The sequence below is a fragment of the Curtobacterium flaccumfaciens genome (genome assembly GCF_051548005.1).
Lineage (GTDB): Bacteria > Actinomycetota > Actinomycetes > Actinomycetales > Microbacteriaceae > Curtobacterium.
The window spans coordinates 85,596-101,402 of the sequence record NZ_JBPUGH010000001.1 but is presented as its reverse complement, the minus strand read 5'-3'; the positions used below and the strand labels follow the sequence as shown (position 1 = coordinate 101,402).

17 protein-coding genes are annotated in these 15,807 nt (G+C 71.9%); 6 read left to right on the top strand and 11 right to left on the bottom strand.

All coding sequences use genetic code 11. The features are described 5' to 3' along the window. Window positions 1-72 precede the first annotated feature (72 nt). Window positions 73-954, bottom strand: a complete 882-nt coding sequence (locus tag ACSW7Y_RS00470; protein ID WP_438124398.1) for a manganese catalase family protein — start codon at window positions 952-954, stop codon at window positions 73-75. 32 nt (window positions 955-986) lie between these two features. Then, window positions 987-1,820, bottom strand: coding sequence for an SDR family oxidoreductase (locus ACSW7Y_RS00465; protein WP_438124397.1), 834 nt, complete (start codon window positions 1,818-1,820; stop codon window positions 987-989). Between the two features lie 169 nt (window positions 1,821-1,989). Here ACSW7Y_RS00465 and ACSW7Y_RS00460 point away from each other — a divergent pair, with 169 nt between their 5' ends. The 5 genes from ACSW7Y_RS00460 to ACSW7Y_RS00440 all read left to right on the top strand — a co-directional run bounded on the left by ACSW7Y_RS00460 (window position 1,990) and on the right by ACSW7Y_RS00440 (window position 5,992). Then, on the top strand, window positions 1,990-2,676 hold the full coding sequence (locus tag ACSW7Y_RS00460) for an SDR family NAD(P)-dependent oxidoreductase (RefSeq protein WP_438124396.1): 687 nt from the start codon (window positions 1,990-1,992) through the stop codon (window positions 2,674-2,676). A 112-nt stretch (window positions 2,677-2,788) separates the two neighbouring features. Next, window positions 2,789-3,307: a DinB family protein gene (locus tag ACSW7Y_RS00455; RefSeq protein WP_438124395.1), complete on the top strand. Its 519-nt coding sequence runs from the start codon at window positions 2,789-2,791 to the stop codon at window positions 3,305-3,307. Further along, window positions 3,304-3,789, top strand: coding sequence for an AAA family ATPase (locus ACSW7Y_RS00450; protein WP_438124394.1), 486 nt, complete (start codon window positions 3,304-3,306; stop codon window positions 3,787-3,789). The genes ACSW7Y_RS00455 and ACSW7Y_RS00450 overlap by 4 nt, the downstream gene beginning before the upstream one ends. 263 nt (window positions 3,790-4,052) lie before the next feature. Then, a complete protein-coding gene (locus ACSW7Y_RS00445) occupies window positions 4,053-5,261 on the top strand; it encodes a sensor histidine kinase (protein WP_438124393.1) in 1,209 nt (402 codons plus the stop codon). Next, entirely contained in the window at window positions 5,258-5,992 is a 735-nt protein-coding gene (locus tag ACSW7Y_RS00440) for a response regulator (RefSeq protein WP_438124392.1), read from the top strand. Before ACSW7Y_RS00445 ends, ACSW7Y_RS00440 begins: the two co-directional genes overlap by 4 nt. Here ACSW7Y_RS00440 and ACSW7Y_RS00435 read toward each other — a convergent pair. The 9 genes from ACSW7Y_RS00435 to ACSW7Y_RS00395 all read right to left on the bottom strand — a co-directional run bounded on the left by ACSW7Y_RS00435 (window position 5,989) and on the right by ACSW7Y_RS00395 (window position 15,295). Next, the gene (locus ACSW7Y_RS00435; RefSeq protein WP_438124391.1) at window positions 5,989-6,744 is read right to left on the bottom strand and encodes a triose-phosphate isomerase family protein; all 756 of its coding nucleotides are present in this window, start codon (window positions 6,742-6,744) and stop codon (window positions 5,989-5,991) included. The genes ACSW7Y_RS00440 and ACSW7Y_RS00435 overlap by 4 nt on opposite strands. Beyond that, a complete protein-coding gene (locus ACSW7Y_RS00430) occupies window positions 6,741-7,235 on the bottom strand; it encodes a ribose-5-phosphate isomerase (RefSeq protein ID WP_438124390.1) in 495 nt (164 codons plus the stop codon). The genes ACSW7Y_RS00435 and ACSW7Y_RS00430 overlap by 4 nt, the downstream gene beginning before the upstream one ends. Then, window positions 7,232-8,959 carry a dihydroxyacetone kinase family protein gene (locus ACSW7Y_RS00425; RefSeq protein ID WP_438124389.1) on the bottom strand — a complete coding sequence of 576 codons (1,728 nt, stop codon included), beginning with the start codon at window positions 8,957-8,959 and terminating at the stop codon, window positions 7,232-7,234. Before ACSW7Y_RS00425 ends, ACSW7Y_RS00430 begins: the two co-directional genes overlap by 4 nt. Then, window positions 8,956-10,362: an MFS transporter gene (locus ACSW7Y_RS00420; RefSeq protein ID WP_438124388.1), complete on the bottom strand. Its 1,407-nt coding sequence runs from the start codon at window positions 10,360-10,362 to the stop codon at window positions 8,956-8,958. The genes ACSW7Y_RS00425 and ACSW7Y_RS00420 overlap by 4 nt, the downstream gene beginning before the upstream one ends. A gap of 188 nt (window positions 10,363-10,550) precedes the next feature. Next, window positions 10,551-11,312: an SDR family NAD(P)-dependent oxidoreductase gene (locus tag ACSW7Y_RS00415; RefSeq protein WP_438124387.1), complete on the bottom strand. Its 762-nt coding sequence runs from the start codon at window positions 11,310-11,312 to the stop codon at window positions 10,551-10,553. Between the two features lie 11 nt (window positions 11,313-11,323). Continuing rightward, window positions 11,324-12,277: a 3-hydroxyacyl-CoA dehydrogenase family protein gene (locus ACSW7Y_RS00410; RefSeq protein WP_438124386.1), complete on the bottom strand. Its 954-nt coding sequence runs from the start codon at window positions 12,275-12,277 to the stop codon at window positions 11,324-11,326. Next, window positions 12,274-13,272, bottom strand: coding sequence for a sugar phosphate isomerase/epimerase family protein (locus ACSW7Y_RS00405; RefSeq protein ID WP_438124385.1), 999 nt, complete (start codon window positions 13,270-13,272; stop codon window positions 12,274-12,276). Before ACSW7Y_RS00405 ends, ACSW7Y_RS00410 begins: the two co-directional genes overlap by 4 nt. Window positions 13,273-13,403: 131 nt before the next feature. Continuing rightward, window positions 13,404-14,120 carry a GntR family transcriptional regulator gene (locus ACSW7Y_RS00400; protein ID WP_438124384.1) on the bottom strand — a complete coding sequence of 239 codons (717 nt, stop codon included), beginning with the start codon at window positions 14,118-14,120 and terminating at the stop codon, window positions 13,404-13,406. A 101-nt stretch (window positions 14,121-14,221) separates the two neighbouring features. Continuing rightward, on the bottom strand, window positions 14,222-15,295 hold the full coding sequence (locus ACSW7Y_RS00395) for a GNAT family N-acetyltransferase (RefSeq protein WP_438124383.1): 1,074 nt from the start codon (window positions 15,293-15,295) through the stop codon (window positions 14,222-14,224). Between the two features lie 69 nt (window positions 15,296-15,364). Between ACSW7Y_RS00395 and ACSW7Y_RS00390 the strand changes: the two genes are divergently transcribed. Continuing rightward, on the top strand, window positions 15,365-15,724 hold the full coding sequence (locus tag ACSW7Y_RS00390; RefSeq protein WP_438124382.1) for a hypothetical protein: 360 nt from the start codon (window positions 15,365-15,367) through the stop codon (window positions 15,722-15,724). Window positions 15,725-15,807 lie beyond the last annotated feature (83 nt).

Genomic DNA, 15,807 nt, shown 5'->3' with positions numbered 1-15,807 from the left:
AGCTGGCACCGCGCCTCCCGTTCGTTCGCCGGTGACCGCGGGACGCGCGCGTTCCGTCACGAGGCGGCGGGACTACTCCTTGTTGAGCTTGTCCTGAACGAGCCCCGCGGTCTTCTCGACCACGTTCGGCAGCTCGGTCGTGCCGTACAGGCGGACGTCCGGGTGCGTGGGCGGCGGCATCGGCGCCGAGGTGGTGGGGCCGTCGTGGTACGAGTACTCGCCCTTGCCGTCGAAGGACGGCCCGCTCGCCCACGGGCCGTTGGCCGCCTCCGGGCCGTCGGAGAAGTTGAGGTACTGGTAGTTGACCTCCTGGTTCTCCTTCGACTGGGGGAAGTTGCTCGGCACCGGGAAGCCCTCGACGCCCTTCTCACGCAGTTCGGCCGCGGCCGTGGCCCACATGTTCTGGTGCATCGTGTCGCGAGCGATGAGGAAGGAGAGCAGGTCCCGCACGCCGTGGTCGTCGGTCATGTGGTAGAGCCGAGCGGCCTGCACACGGCCCTGCATCTCGGCGTTCTCGTTCGCCGTGAAGTCGGCGAGCAGGTTGCCCGAAGCGGTGATGTACGAGCCCTGCCAGGGGTTCCCGTTGCTGTCGACCGGGCGGGCACCCGCACCCGCGACGATCGCGTGCTGCACGTCGGTGCCACCGACGACGGCGGCGACGGTCGGGTCGTCCTGCAGCGCGTCCTCGGTGATGCCGAGCGGGCTCTTCTCGAGCAGCTGCGCGATCATCGTCGCGAGCATCTCGACGTGGCCCATCTCCTCGGCACCGATGCCGAAGACCATGTCGCGGTACTTGCCCGGGATGTGCATGTTCCACGCCTGGAACTGGTACTGCAGCGCGACGGAGATCTCACCGTACTGGCCACCGAGCACCTCCTGCAGCTTGCGCGCGTAGACGGCGTCGGGCTTGTCCGGGGTGGCCTTGAACTGGAGTTCCTGCTTGTGGAAGTACAAATCGTTCTCCTTGCGTTCGGGGGTTCGGTCGGTCAGAGGATCGGGGTGCCGCCGGTCACGGCGACGCGGGCGCCGGAGACGTAGCTGCCGTCATCGCTCGCGAGCAGCACGTAGACCGGGGCGAGTTCCGCGGGCTGCCCGGGACGGCCGAGCGGCGTCTGCGTGCCGAACTGCTCGACCTCCTCCGGCGGCATCGTCGAGGGGATGAGCGGCGTCCAGATCGGCCCCGGAGCGACGCTGTTCACGCGGATGCCACGGGGTCCGAGCAACTGCGCCAGCGCTGCCGAGAGGTTCGCGACGCCCGCCTTCGTCACGTCGTACGGAGCGAGGTCGGGCTTCGGGTTGTCCGAGTTCACCGAGCTCGACCCGATGATCGCCGACCCAGGGCCGAGGTGCGGCAGCGCGGCCTTGACGAGGTGGAAGTAGGCGCTGAGGTTGGTCGCGAGGGTGTGGTCCCACTCCTCGTCGCTGATCTCCTCGATCGTCTCGTGCGTCATCTGGTACGCCGCGTTGTTCACGAGGACGTCGAGTCCGCCGAGCCGCTCGACCGCGGTGGCGACGACGGACCGGCAGTACGCGGGGTCGCTGACGTCGCCGGGCAGCAGGACCGCCGTCCGCCCCGCCTCCTCGATCCAGCGCTTCGTGTCCTGCGCGTCGTCCTCCTCGTCGGGGAGGTAGCTGATGAGCACATCGGCACCCTCGCGGGCGAAGGCGATCGCGACGGCCTTGCCGATGCCGCTGTCCCCGCCGGTGATGACCGCCCGCTTGCCCGTGAGCTTGCCGGACCCGCGGTACGAACGCTCGCCGTGGTCCGCCGTCGGGTCGAGCTCCTGGTCGCTGCCCGGGGGCTGCTGTTGGTCGGTCATGTCGCCTCCTGATCGGTGGTGCGCGATCCGCCTCGTCCGAGGACCGCTCGGTTCGGCCGATGGTCGGCGCGCCACGCTGGGGAGCCGTCCGGGAGTGGCCCGATCGCGCGGCGGTCGTGGCCGGATCGCGCGGGCACCGGCCCGGCGGGCCGCGCGTAGCGTGGCCGGTATGGACCTGCAGCTCTCGGAACGTGTCGCGCTCGTCGTCGGAGGGAAGGGCTACATCGGTCGTGCCGTCGCCGAACGGCTCCAGGCCGAGGGGGCGACCGTCGTGGTGGCCTCCCGGAGCGCCGGGGACGACGACGACAGCGTGACGATCGACACGGCGTCGCAGGCGTCCGTCGACGCCGGTGTCGCGTCGGTGCTCGAGCGCCACGGCCGGATCGACGTGCTCGTGGTGACCGCCGCCCCGAGCGCGCAGACCCTCGACCCGGCCCGGAAGTCCGACCCGGAGCAGGTCGCCGAGGCGATCGACGGCAAGGCACTCGGCTTCCTCCGCGTCGCGAACGCGGTGCTCCCGCACCAGCGCGAGGCGCGCTTCGGTCGGGTCGTCGTCGTGAGCGGCCAGAACGCCTACATCTCGGGCAACATCACCGCCTCGCTCCGGAACACCGCGACGAACGTGGTCGCGAAGAACCTCGCCGACGAGTTCGCCGGGTCCGGCGTCGGCGTGAACGTGGTCAACCCCGGGACCGTCACCGACGAGCCCTCGTCGGAGGTGCAGCGCGGAGCCGGCGGCGAGTCGAGCCCGCAGCAGATCGCCGACCTCGTCGCGTTCCTGTCGTCGCCGCTCTCGGCGCTGAGCGGTGAGTCGATCTCGATCGCGCACCGGATGCTCGGCTCCGTCGTCGTCTGAAGCCGCGTCGCGGCGGACTGGAGGCCCGTGGCGGGCCCGCCCCGTGCCTCCCGTCCGTCCAGTGGTGCGTCAGCACCGTGTCCGCGCGCCCGGTGCAGGGTCAAGATGGGGCATGGACACTGCGGAGCAGGACGTGGTCGGACTCGTCGAGTACGCCGGTCAGCGGCTGACGGACCGGATGGTCGGGCTCTCCGACGACGAGTGGGCATGGCAGCCGATCGCCGGGGACGCGGAGGTCACCGTGCGGTGGCGGCTCGACCACGTCGTCGAGGTGCTCACGGCCGGCCGGAACCGCGAGTGGCTGGGGCTCGCGCCGTCGACCGGACCGACGCCGGGCGTCCCGACGACCGCCGCCGAGGCGCTCGCGGGACTCGACGAGGCGATCCAGGTGTTCCTGGCGGCCGCGACGGAGGTCGGCGACACTGCCTCCGAGCCGATGGGCGCCGTCGCCGGTCCGTACGCCGAGTCGACGAAGCGGTCGTTCGTGCTCCACGTTGCGGACGAGCTGATCCATCACGGTGCCGAGGCGGCGCTCCTCCGGGACCTCTACGCGGCGCGACGCGCTCGGAGCTCCCGGATCACGGAGACGGCCTCCGTGGCGAGCGACGCCGAGGCCGGTCCGGTGCCGTGAGGAGGGTGCTGGTCACCGGGATGTCGGGGACGGGCAAGTCCTCGGCGCTGGCGCGGCTGGCGACGTTGGGGCACCGCGTCGTGGACACCGACGACCCGGGCTGGCGCGAGTACCACCCGTACCCGCACCCGTCCGACGCCGCACACCGCGGCGAGTGGCTCTGGGTCGAGGACCGGATGACGGCGCTGCTCGACGAGGACGACGGCCGGTCGCTGTTCGTCCAGGGCTGTGTCCGCAACCAGGGTCGCTGGTACGACCGCTTCGACGCGATCGTGCTGCTCAGTGCGCCGCTGGAGGTGCTGCTCGAGCGGGTCGCGGCACGGACGACGAACCCGTACGGGAAGACCGCGGTGGAACGCGCCATGATCGAAGCCGACTTCGTCGAGGTGCTCCCGCTGCTCCGTGCCGGGTGCACCCACGAGCTCGATGCGACCCGGCCGCTGGACGAGGTGGTCGCGGACCTGGCCGCCTTGACGCGCTGAGGAACGGCGGACGACCAACTGACGACCGGCGACCGCCGTTCGTCCTCGCGGCCGATCCGCTTCGACCCTCAGTCCGATGCCGTCCCGCCTCGGTTCGTCGAGGCTGAGGAACATGGACTCCTCGATCAAGCACGTCATCGCCACGCTCTCCGTCTGCGCCGGGATCGTCGTCGTCACCGCCTGGGCGCTGATCGCGATGAGCCCGGGAGCGTGAGGCACCGAGCCGGACGGGTGGCCGACGCCTCCGTGCGATGATCGGACCCGTGACGGAAGGGCGCGCCTTCATCCGACCGCTCGCCACGCGCTCGATCGTCGTCGACGTGGTCTGGGCGGTCGTCGCCGCGCTCGCGTTCCTCGCCCCCGTCGACCTCGAACTCGAGCACGCCAGCATGCTCGCCGTCGTCGCGGCCACCGGGGCCATCGCCGTGCGACGGATCTCGCCGTCCGTCGCGATGCTCCTCATCGTCGCCCTCGGGTTCGTCCAGGTGGCCGGCGGCGAGCGTCCGTCCCTGGTGGACCTCGCGATCTTCGTCGTCATCGGCACCACGGCGATCGTCGGCACCCGCGCCGAGGTGGTGCTGTCCGGCCTGCTCGCGTTCTTCGCCGGAGTGGGCGCGACCCTCTACCTGACCGCCACGGGCTTCCGGTTCGCGGTGCTCGTGAACGGGCCGCGCGACCAGGCCTTCCTGGCGATGGCGGCTCCTGCGGCCGCCCTGCTCGCGGTCTGGGCCGGCGGCCTGGCCGTCCGCGCGTTCCGCTCCCGTGACCGCGAGTCCGAACGACGCGCCCACGCCGAGGCCGCGCGATCCCGAGCGGAGGCCGTCGCCACCGAGGCCGAGGCCACCGCCACCCGCGCCATCGACGTCGCGGAGTCCGAGCGGATCCGAGCGGCGATCGCCCGGGACGTGCACGACGTCGTCGGTCACTCCCTCGCGGTCATCATCGCCCAGGCCGACTCGGTGCCGTTCCTCGACGACGAGGCCCGCGTCCGTGAGGTCAGTGCGACGATCGCCAGCACCGCACGCAGCTCGCTGATGGAGGTCCGGCAGGTCCTCGGGCAGATCGACGGCACGGGGGACGCCGGTCCCGCCACGCTCGACGAGATCGTGCAGGGCATCCGCGACGCGGGCGTCACCGTGGACCACACGGTCCGGGGCGTCCCGCGTGCGTTCGGCCCCGACGCCGGCACCGCAGCCCGGCGGGTGCTGCAGGAGATGCTGACGAACGCGCTCCGCCACGGCGCTCCCGGCATGCCCGTCACCGTCCGGGAGACCTGGCGCTCCGGGGACCTCGTCCTCGAGGTCGAGAACGTCGTCGGCGGGGGCGCCACCGGCGGTTCCGGTCGCGGGGTCGACGGCATGCGCTCCCGCCTCGCCGCACTCGACGGCTCCTTCGACGCCGCGGTCCTCGACGACGTGTTCGTCGCCCGCGCCCGCATCCCGTTCGACAACCCTGGGGGGAACCACCGATGACCGAGACGACCGACCACGCAGCCGCCGCCGCCGGACCAGCCCGCGGCCCAGCCGGTGACGGCGCGCCGATCCGCGTCCTGCTCACCGACGACCAGGCGCTCTTCCGCGCCGGGCTCCGGGTCGTGCTCGACGCCCAGGACGACATGGTCGTGGTCGGTGAGGCATCGGATGGTGCGGAGGCCCTCGCCGCGATCCCCGACGTGCGTCCGGACGTGATGCTGCTCGACATGCGGATGGCGGGCATGGACGGCGTCGAGACCGTCCGGCAGCTGTTCTCCGGCGCGGTCGCGGGGCCGATCCCCCGCGTGATCGTCCTGACGACGTTCGGCCTCGACCCCGCGGCGGCGACGGCGATCCGGCTCGGTGCCAGCGGGTTCCTCCTCAAGGACACGACCCCGCCGTTCCTGTTCGCGGCCATCCGCGCCGTGCACGAGGGCAGCTCGGTCATCGCCCCGAACGACCTCGCCCAGCTGTTCGGCGCCGACGTCGAGCGCGCCCCGAAGCCGCAGCCGCAGGAGTTCCAGACGCTCTCCGACCGCGAGCGCATCGTGTTCGGTTGGGCGTCGCGCGGCTTGTCGAACGCGGAGATCGCAGCGAAGGAGTTCGTCACCGAGTCCACCGTGAAGACCCAGATCTCCAGCATCCTCGGGAAGCTCCAACTCCGCGACCGGGTGCAGCTGGTCGTGTACGCGCACGACCACGGACTCGCGGGCGCCCGCGACGACCGTTAGGCGGGTCCGACCTCGTCGAGGATGGTGGTGATCGCGGCCGGGTCGTGGGCGAAGCGTCCGAGGAACAGTCCCCCGATCCGCCCCTGCCCTCGGGTCAACAGGCCCGGTCCGGCACTGCCGCCGTAGATCACCGTGCTGCCGGCCAGCTCCGGCCGTGACGCGAGGTGTGCTTCGAGGCCGGCGAGGACGGCCACGATGTGTTCGTCCGGCGCGGGTGCCGGCGCGCCGATCGCCCAGACGGGCTCGTACGCGACGACCAGCGGCCCGGCGAGACCGTCCGCGGTCGCGGTGGCGAGGGACCGGTCCAGTTGCGCGGTCACCTCCGTGATCGCGTCCGCACTGGAGGCACGGTGCGGCTCCCCGACGCACACCAGCGGCCGCAGGTGGTTGCGGTACGCCGCGTGCACCTTCCCCGCCACGTCCTCGTCGGTCTCGTGGAACAGGGAGCGCCGCTCGGCGTGCCCGATCTCGACGAGGTCGACACCGATCTCACGCAGCTCGGCGCCGGAGACCTCGCCCGTGAACGCGCCCTCGTCGGCCCACGACAGGTCCTGCGCACCGAGCAGCACCGGCGACCCGTCCAGCAGCGACCGCACCGGGACGAGCGCCGGGAACGTCGGGACCACGAACAGCTCCGCGGCCCCGGACCGCACGGCGGGGTGCCGCTCGGCGATGTCCACCACCTGCCGGACCCAGTCGAGGGTCCGGGCGTGCGAGAAGTACATCTTGAGCGACACCCCGACGAGCGTCATGCGCGGTCGGTCCCGTTCGCGTCGATGCCCTCGGCCGAGGACCCGTCGTACCCGCAGATCGCCGCGACCTTGTCGGCGCTCGCGCTCGAGGTGTCGAAGGTGTAGCCGAGCCACTCCTTCGCCAGCCGCCGTGCGAGCTCCAGCCCGATGACGCGCTGCCCCATGCAGAGCACCTGCGCATCGTTCGAGAGCACCGACCGCTCGACACTGTAACTGTCGTGGGCGGTCACAGCGCGGATGCCGGGGACCTTGTTCGCGCTGATCGCGACCCCGAGCCCGGTGCCGCAGATCAGGATCGCCCGGTCGGCCTCGCCGTTCGCGACCATGCGTGCGGCGTCGACGGCGATGTGCGGGTAGGCGGTGTGCCCGTCCGCATCCACGCCGACGTCGGCGACGTCGGAGACCCGTTCGTCCGCGAGCAGGTCCGCCTTGATCGCCTCCTTGTACTCGAAGCCGGCATCGTCCGATCCGACCACCAGTCGCAGCGTCATCGTGCTGCTCCTTCCTCGATGACCGAGGTCACCGTCTCGACGATCAACGCGAAGGACACCGCTCCGGGGTCCCTCGTCCCCACCGCCTGGTCGGCGTGGGTCTTGGCGCGTCCCTTCCGGGGCACGAGGTCGGCCGTGGCGTCCGCGGCCTCGCGGGCTGCGGCCGCGGCCGCCCGCCAGGCATCGAGGGTCGACGCCCCGCCCTCGACGGCGGACCCGAAGGCCTCGTCGAACGGCACGAGTGCGTCGACCATCGTCTTGTCCCCGGGCACGGCACCGAACGCCGACACCGCCGTGGTCGCGGCGTGCACCGATTCCGCGAGCTGCGCCGACGTCGGACGCGACTCGTCCCCGATGACGCGACCCAGTGCCTCCAGGGCGGCTCCCCAGATGGCACCGGACGTGCCGCCGGCCTTGTCGGACCAGGCGTCCGCGGCGATCGCGAGCAGCCCGCCGGCACCGACCTCACGGTGGACCGCGTCGGAAGCGGCCGCTTCCGCGGCGTGCGCACCGCGCTGCATGCCGATGCCGTGGTCGCCGTCGCCAGCGACCGCGTCCATGTCGCCCAGCTCGTCGACGTGCTCGTCGATGACCCGCCGTGCCGCGGCGAGCGCTGCCGCCACCCGGGTCGCGACCTCCTGCGACTCCGTGGACCCGGTGCCGACCTCGATGCCGTCGGACGCCTCGAGCTCGGACTCCGGCAGGCGCTCGGCGCTGACCGCACCGCCCTTCCGGAACGCCGGGGTGTCCGCCGGAGCAGCCCAGAGCCGCTCGAGTTCGTCGTCGAGCCAGAACAGCGTGAGCGAGACGCCGGCCATGTCGAAGCTCGTGACGAGTTCCCCCACCTCGGGTTCGACGACCACGACGCCGGCGTCCTCGAGCAGGCGGGCCACCGAGCGGTAGACGACGAAGAGTTCCTCGTACTTGACGCTGCCGAGGCCGTTGAGGATCGGGACGACCCGCGCGCCGGACGCCGTGACGCCCGCCGGCAGCTCGTCGAGCAGTCGCGACACAAGCAGCGACGCGAGCCCCTCGGCCGTGGGCACCTCGGTCTCGTCGATGCCCCGCTCGCCGTGGATGCCCATGCCGATCGCCATCCGGTGCTCGGGCACCTCGAACAGCGGCTCGGCGGCACCGGGGAGGGAGCAGCCGGAGAACGCGACGCCGAACGAGCGCGTCCGGTCGTTGGCCCGCGACGCCACCGCGGTGACGTCGTCGAGCGTGCGGCCCTGCTCGGCGGCGGCTCCGGCGACCTTGAAGACGCAGAGGTCGCCGGCGATGCCGCGACGCTCGGCCGCGCGGTCACCGGGCGCCGACACGACGTCGTCGGTGACCCGGACGGTCCGGACCGGGATGCCCTCGCCCTCGAGCGTGCGCGCGGCGGCGTCGAAGTTGAGGCAGTCGCCCGCGTAGTTGCCGTACGAGAAGAGCACCCCACCGCCGTGCTCGGCTGCGCGGGCGACCCCGGCGACCTGCTGCGCCGACGGGCTCGCGAAGAGGTTGCCCATCGCCGCCCCGGCCGCGAGACCGTGGCCGACGAGCCCGCCGAACGCCGGGTAGTGGCCCGATCCGCCGCCGATCACGACCGCGACCGTGCCGTCCGGGCTGGTCGTGGCGCGGGCGACGCCACCGTGCACGCGGCGGACCCACCGCTGGTTGGCGAGGACGAACCCGTCCGCCGCCTCGTCCGCGAAGTCCGCGGGGTCGTTGAAGAGCCTGGTCATCGTGTCGTCTCCTTCGACGAACTCGTCGCGCCCGGCTCGGCCGTCGCCACGTGGGAGGTGTCGAGCAGATCATCCGCCTTCGCGCCTCGGAAGAACTTGGTGCAGAAGATCATCACGGCCGCCACGAACGCCAGGACACCGAGCGAGACGATCCCGAACGCACCGCTGTCGGTCGGGACCACCTCGTTGATGGCGGTCCGCATGATCGGGGCCACGAAGCCGCCGAGGTTGCCGAGCGAGTTGATGAGGCCGATGCCCGCGGCCGCCGCGGCCCCGGTGAGGAACGCCGTCGGGTACGCCCAGGTGATCGGGCCGACCGCGAGGAAGCTCGCCACGGCCAGCGTTATGAAGAGGATGCCGAGGATCGGCTGCCCGTTCGCGCCCGCCCACGCCGACCCGAGGATCGACAGGCCCGTCGTGACGTAGAACACGGTGCCCCAACGCCGACGACGACCGACGGTGTCCGCCTTCGAGCCGACGAGGTAGCAGGCGACGAGGCCGACGAGCCACGGGATCGCGGCGACGAGGCCGACCTGCCAGCCGACGTCCTGGCCGAGGAGCGACGACACCTGCTGCGGCAGGTAGAACGTCGTCCCGTAGACGGCGACCTGCAGGCAGAAGTAGATGATCGTGAAGTACCAGACACGGCCACTGGCCATCGCCTTCCAGATGCCCTGCGGACCGTCCTCGTTCCGGGCGTGGTCCTCGCGGGCCATCGCCGCCGTGAGCGACGCCTTCTGCCCGTCGTCGAGCCACTTCGCCTGCTGCGGGCTGTTCGTCAGGAAGAACAGGGCCGCGACGCCGGCGAGCACCGCGAGGATGCCCTCACCGAAGAACATGACCTGCCAGCCGTGGAACGGGGTGACCTGGTCGCCGACGCTGATGAGGCCGCCGGAGAGCGGTGCGCCGATCATCTGCGAGAACGGCTGCGCGAGGTAGAAGATCGCGAACATCCGCACGCGGACCTTGTTCGGGAACCACTCGGACAGGTACATGATGACGCCGGGGAACAGCCCGGCCTCGGTCACGCCGAGCAGGAACCGCAGGATGATGAACATCGTGTCGTTCGTCGTGAACGAGAACAGCGCGGCGACGATGCCCCACGTGACGGCGATGCGGGCGAGCCAGAAGCGGGCGCCGAACCGCTTGAGCAGCAGGTTCGACGGGATCTCGAAGATCGCGTAGCCGATGAAGAAGATGCCGGCGCCGAGGGCGAAGGCGGCGTCGGAGATGTTCCGGTCGACGCTCAGGGCCTCTTCGGCGAACCCGACGTTCGTGCGGTCGAGGAAGGCGACGAAGTACAGGATGACGAGCATCGGCATGAGGTGCTTCGTCGCCTTGCCGATCGCCGACCGCAGGGCGGGATCGTGGGTGGAGCCCAGGGCGGGGCTGGTTGCGGACACGGTCGCTCCTTCGCGATCGGTTGGTCTGACTGGAGGCACGACCGACGACGAGCACGTCGGCTCGCTGTGGTCGCGGGGCCGGTCTGGGCCCGGTGCGCGCTCGCGCTGGTGCGCACGGCTGCGCTCGCGCTGGTGCGCACGGCTGCGCTCCCGCTTGTGCGCGCGGCTGCGCTCGCGCTGGTGCGCGCTCAGTGCATGTAGAGGCCGCCGTCGACGTTGAGGGTCTGGCCGGTGACGAACCCGGCGTCCTCGCTGACGAGGTAAGCGATCGCCGCCGCGATGTCCCGCGGGGTGCCGATGCGCGGGAGCACGCCGTCGGCCGCCATCGCGGTCTTGCGCTCCTCGGAGAGCGTGCCGCCCATGATGTCGGTGTCGATCGGACCGGGCGCGATCGCGTTCACGGTGATCCCGCGGTGGCCGAGCTCGCGGGCCATGCCGCGGGTCAGCCCGATGACCCCGGCCTTCGCGACCGAGTACGGCGTCTTGCTGAACGTGCCGCCGCCGCGTTGGGCGGAGACCGACGACAGGTTGACGATGCGGCCGTACCCGTGCTGGACCATCGACTGCGCTGCCCGGAGGCTCGCGAAGTGCACGCCGTCGAGGTTGATGCTCAGGACGCGGTGCCACTCCCCGTCGGGCAGGTCGAGGTACTCGTGCGCGGAGGAGACTCCCGCGAGGTTCACGAGTGCCGCGATCGGCGGCAGTGCGGCCTCGATGGTGTCGAACGCGGCGCGGACGGCGCCCTCGTCGGAGACGTTCGCCCCCGCACCGACGGCCTGGACGCCGTGCTGCTCGCGGAGCTCGACGGCGACCTCCTCGCTCGCTGTCTGGTCGAGGTCGATGATCCCCACGTTCCAGCCCTGCTCTGCCAGGTGGTGGGCGGTCGCACGGCCGATGCCGCGCGGGGAGGCGGCACCGGTCAGGACGACGGTCTGCTGTTCGTTGCGCATCGTCGTGTCCCTCAGTGGATCGGGGCCGGGCCGAGCTCGTCGAGGAGCTTCTGCATGGCGACGTAGGCCTTGTTCCGGTAGGCGACGAGCTCCGGCGTGCGGTCAGCCGGGACGTCGAGGTACCCCGCGCCGGACTTCGTGCCGAGCTCACCCGCGTCGACGTGCTGCTGCAGCGACGGCGGCGTCGCGAAGCGCTCGGGCCAGCGGGTCTGCAGCGACTCGAAGCAGAACGCGTACACGTCGAGGCCGGCCATGTCGGCGATCGCGAACGGGCCGAAGAACGGCAGGCGGAAGCCGAAGGTCGTGCGGACGATGGTGTCGATGTCGTCCGGGCTCGCGATGCCCTCGTCGGCGATCTTCGTCGCCTCCTCGAACAGGGCGTACTGCAGGCGGTTGAGGACGAACCCCGTCGAGTCCTTCACCCGGGCGGACTGCTTGCCGGTCGCCGCGACGACGACCTCGCCGACCTCGATCGCGTGCTCGTTCGTGGTCGGGTGCGGGATGAGCTCGACACCGGGGATGAACGGCGCCGGGTTCGAGAAGTGCACGCCGAGGAACCGCTCGGGTCCGGTGACGGCCTCGGCCAGCGACTCGATGAGGATCGTCGAGGTGTTCGAGCCGATCACCGCGTCCGGGCGCGCGGCTTCGCTGATCCGGCGGAGCGTCGCGTGCTTGATCTCGAGCTTCTCGGGCACGGCCTCCTCGATGAAGTCGGCCGTGGCGACCGCTTCCTCGATGGAATCGGCGGCGCCGAGGTGGGCGTCGACGCGCGCCACGGCGTCCGCGGGGAACAGGCCGTCCGCGACGAACTGCTCGGTCTCCGCGATGAGCCGGGCCCGGTTGGCCGCGGCGATCTCGGCGGAGACGTCCGCGATCCGGACGGTGTGGCCGGCGAGGGCCAGGACCTGGGCGATCCCGCCGCCCATGTAACCGGACCCGACGACGGCGATGTCGAGGGTGCTCATCGAGTTGCTCCTTGCTTCGTCGCCCCGACCACCGAGGTGGCGAGGACGGATCGGATGTACTGCTGGTTGGTCGCGCAGACGCCGAGGCTGTCCCCGCCGTACTGCTCCGTCATGACGATGCCGCGGAACCCGTCGGCGACGGCGTCCCGGAGCACCTGCCGGTAGTTGATGAGCCCGGTCTCCATGGTGCTCGGCGCACTCGTCGCCCAGCTGCCGTCGCCGGCCTCGTCCCGCGTGTAGTTCTTCACGTGGAGGTAGTTCGTGTACGGCATCGTCTTCGCGAACAGCTCCTTCCAGTCCTCGACCGGCCGGTGCAGGCGGATGAGGTTCGCGACGTCCGCGTTCAGGCCGACGGTGTCCAGGCCGATCTCCTCGACCAGCCGGACCGCGCTGTCGGCGGTGCCGAGGTAGGTGTCCTCGTACAGCTCGAGCGCCATCGGTAGTCCGACGCTCGCGGCGTGCTCGCCGAGCTCCCGGAGGCGCTTGACCGCGGCGTCCCACACCTCGGGGTCGTCGGGGTCCTTCGGGCCCGGCGCCGTCCAGAACCAGAGGGCCTTCCGCTGCGCCTCGGTGAACGGCTGGTGCAGGCCGGTCGAGAAGACCTGCATGCCCCACTCGGCGGCGGCGTCGATCGTCCGGTGCGCGTACGCGAGGTTGTCCTCCTCGTGCCCGGGCTGGATGACGCTCTTCCGCTGCAGGTGCACCGACGGGATGCCGACCCCGTGCGCCGCTGCGACCGCGAACAGCTCGTCACGACGGGACCGCTCGAGGTCAGCGGGGCGGATGTGGCTGTCGGCGAGTTCGGCGAGGGTGAATCCCGCGGCGGCGATCTGCGCGAAGACGTCGTCCCACACCTCGGCGGGGGCGTCGTGGAAGGCCGTGCCGTCGCGGGTGACCTGGGCGAACCCGTGCAGGCAGGCGGCGATCGGCCACGTCTCGTCGGTCCAAGTCGTCGGGTCCCAATCCTGGGTGACCCAGTCCTGTGGTGATGCCACGTGCATGCTCCTTCGCAGTCGTGCGGTGCGGTTCAGCCCTGAACCTCTTTCCTATAGGAAAGATACTCGCATTGGTCCCGAGTGCAACCCGACCCGCGTGATCGGACCCCGCGCGGTCGCGTGCCGTGCGCTCAGGCGCCGTGCGACGCGTCGGCCCGCGACCGGACCCGGACGTTGTCGATGTGCACACGCATGGCCGACACCGCCGCGGACGGGCTGACCGCGAGCGCGTCGAGGATCGACCGGTGCTCGGCCACGGCACGCGAGGTGTCGTCGTCCCCGCCGCCGACGATCTGCCGCATCCGGTGCACCCGGGTGGTGATGATCTCCGACATCTCCTCGAGGAACGGGTTGTGCGTCGCGTCGAAGAGCACCTGGTGGAAGTCCCAGTCACTGCGGAAGAACCGGGCCATCAACTCGTCGGGGACGGTCCCGACCTCGATCGCGGCGACCTCGGCGGCGACGTCGGACTGCACGGCGAGCGCGGCGTCGAGCCGGGTCCGGAGCGCCTCGACGTCCCCGCGGGCGGCGAGCTCGACCGCGCCGCTCTCGACGATGAGCCGCGCATCGAACAGCGCCTCGAGCTGGTCGCCGGCGAGGGGCGGCGCGACGCGGTACCCCTTGTTCGCCTCACGGGTGACCAAGCCGGTCCGCTCGAGCTGGACGAGCGCCTCCCGCACCGGGGTCGGCGAGACGCCGAGGGTGCGGGCGAGCCCGTCGATCGACAGGCGCATGCCCGGCTCGACGTCGTGGCCCATGAGGAACTCGAGCACCCGGTCGTAGACCCGGTCGCGCAGCCCGAGCTGCGTGATCCGCTCGTCGCCGAACCCGGCCATGGTGCTCGTCATGCCCCGATCATAGAGAATCGAGGATCACCGGAGGTGACCGACGGACGGACGGGAGGCCCGTGGCGACGCCGCCACGGGCCTCCCGTCCCACCCGTGGTCCGTCAGACCGCCGGCCGCTGCGGCACCTTCGCGAAGCGGATCGCGCCGCGCTCCCGCAGGCGGAAGCCGAGGTGCTCGTACAGGGCGATCGCGCCGGTGTTGGTCGCGGCTGCGTGGAGCATCGGCGTCTCGCCACGCTCCCGGATGCCGTGCGCGACCGCGAGCACCAGGCGTCGACCGAGCCCCTGCCCACGGAACCCCGGGTCGGTGCAGACGGCGCTGATCTCGGTCCAGCCCGGCGGGTACAGGCGTTCCCCGGCCATCGCGACGAGACGGTCGTCGCGGCGGATGCCGAGGTAGGTCCCGAGCTCGATCGTCCGCGGGAGGAACGGACCGGGCTTCGTCCGTGCCACGAGGTCGAGCATCTCGGGGACGTCCTCGGCCGTCAGCCGGACCGCCTCGGGGTCGGGTTCACCGACGATCGACTCACCCGTGAGCTGCACGCCGCCGGCCCCCTCCAGTTCGTGCCAGCCGGGCGGCAGCACGGCGGACGGGTCGACACGGAACCCGGCGCCGGGGCCGAGGAGGGCAGCGATGTCCGCCCAGTCCTGGTCCGTCGGGTGCACCGGGACGCCGGTCCACACCGAGACGTCCGGCAGGTACCGCACGATCTCGCCCCGACGCTCGGCGAAGCGGGCGTGGGCGCCGTTCAGCGAGGCGAGCGCGGGGTTGTCGAGCATCCTCGTCGGGCTGCCGTCGTCGGCGGTCGTCAGGTCGCGGGTCCGGACCGCTGCGCCGCGGGCGTCGGGGGCGAAGGCGCGGTCCTCGAGGAGCCGGCGGACACCGTCGGGGAGCCCGGCCGTGTCGACCACGACCGCCGACGCGTACCGGGCGGTGGCCGTCGCGACCACGGCGTCGACGAGGTCGGCGAGCGCCCCGTCCGCCGCGGCGCTCGTCACCCGCAGCTCGACCTCACCCGGGCGGGTCAGTGCGCTCAGGTGCTCGCCAGGAGCGCTCGACTCGACCACGGTGCCGCCCCGGTCGAGATCGCCGTCGGCGGGATCGGTGGTCCACCGTTCGGCGCGCGTGTCGGCGGCGGTGGAGCGGCGGGTGGTGGACACGGACGGGACGCTCATGGGTCCAGTCTCCGACCCCACCGCGGTGTCCGACGGATCGTTGCGGTGCGTGACGGTTACCCTGCTCCCGTGACCTCGCAACAGGCTCGTCCGCAGGTGGTGACCGTGTCGGTCGTGCTCTGGGCCGTGTGGCTCGTCGGGTGCGTGGTCGCATCGGTGATCGGTTTCGTGGAGTTCCCCTCCAGCGTCCTCGTGACCGTGGTCTCCGTCGTGCTCTCGCTGGTGATCTGGGCGCTGGCGGCGTGGGCGGTGCTCCGGGTCCGGCGCGGCTCGGCGACCGCGCGCATCGTGCTCGTGGTGGTCGCGGCGGTTCGGGCGCTCCTGAGCATCGGCGACGGCGTCTCGACGCTCCTGCTCGTCGCGCTGTCCGTGGTCGCTGCGGTCCTGCTCTTCCTGCCGGCCGCGCGGCCGTACTTCACCCGGCGCTAGCGCTCGCACCGTGCGAGACCGAGCCCGGACGGTGCGAGGTCCTCGCCGCCGTGCGAGGGTCCAGAGTCCGCACCGAGACGGGA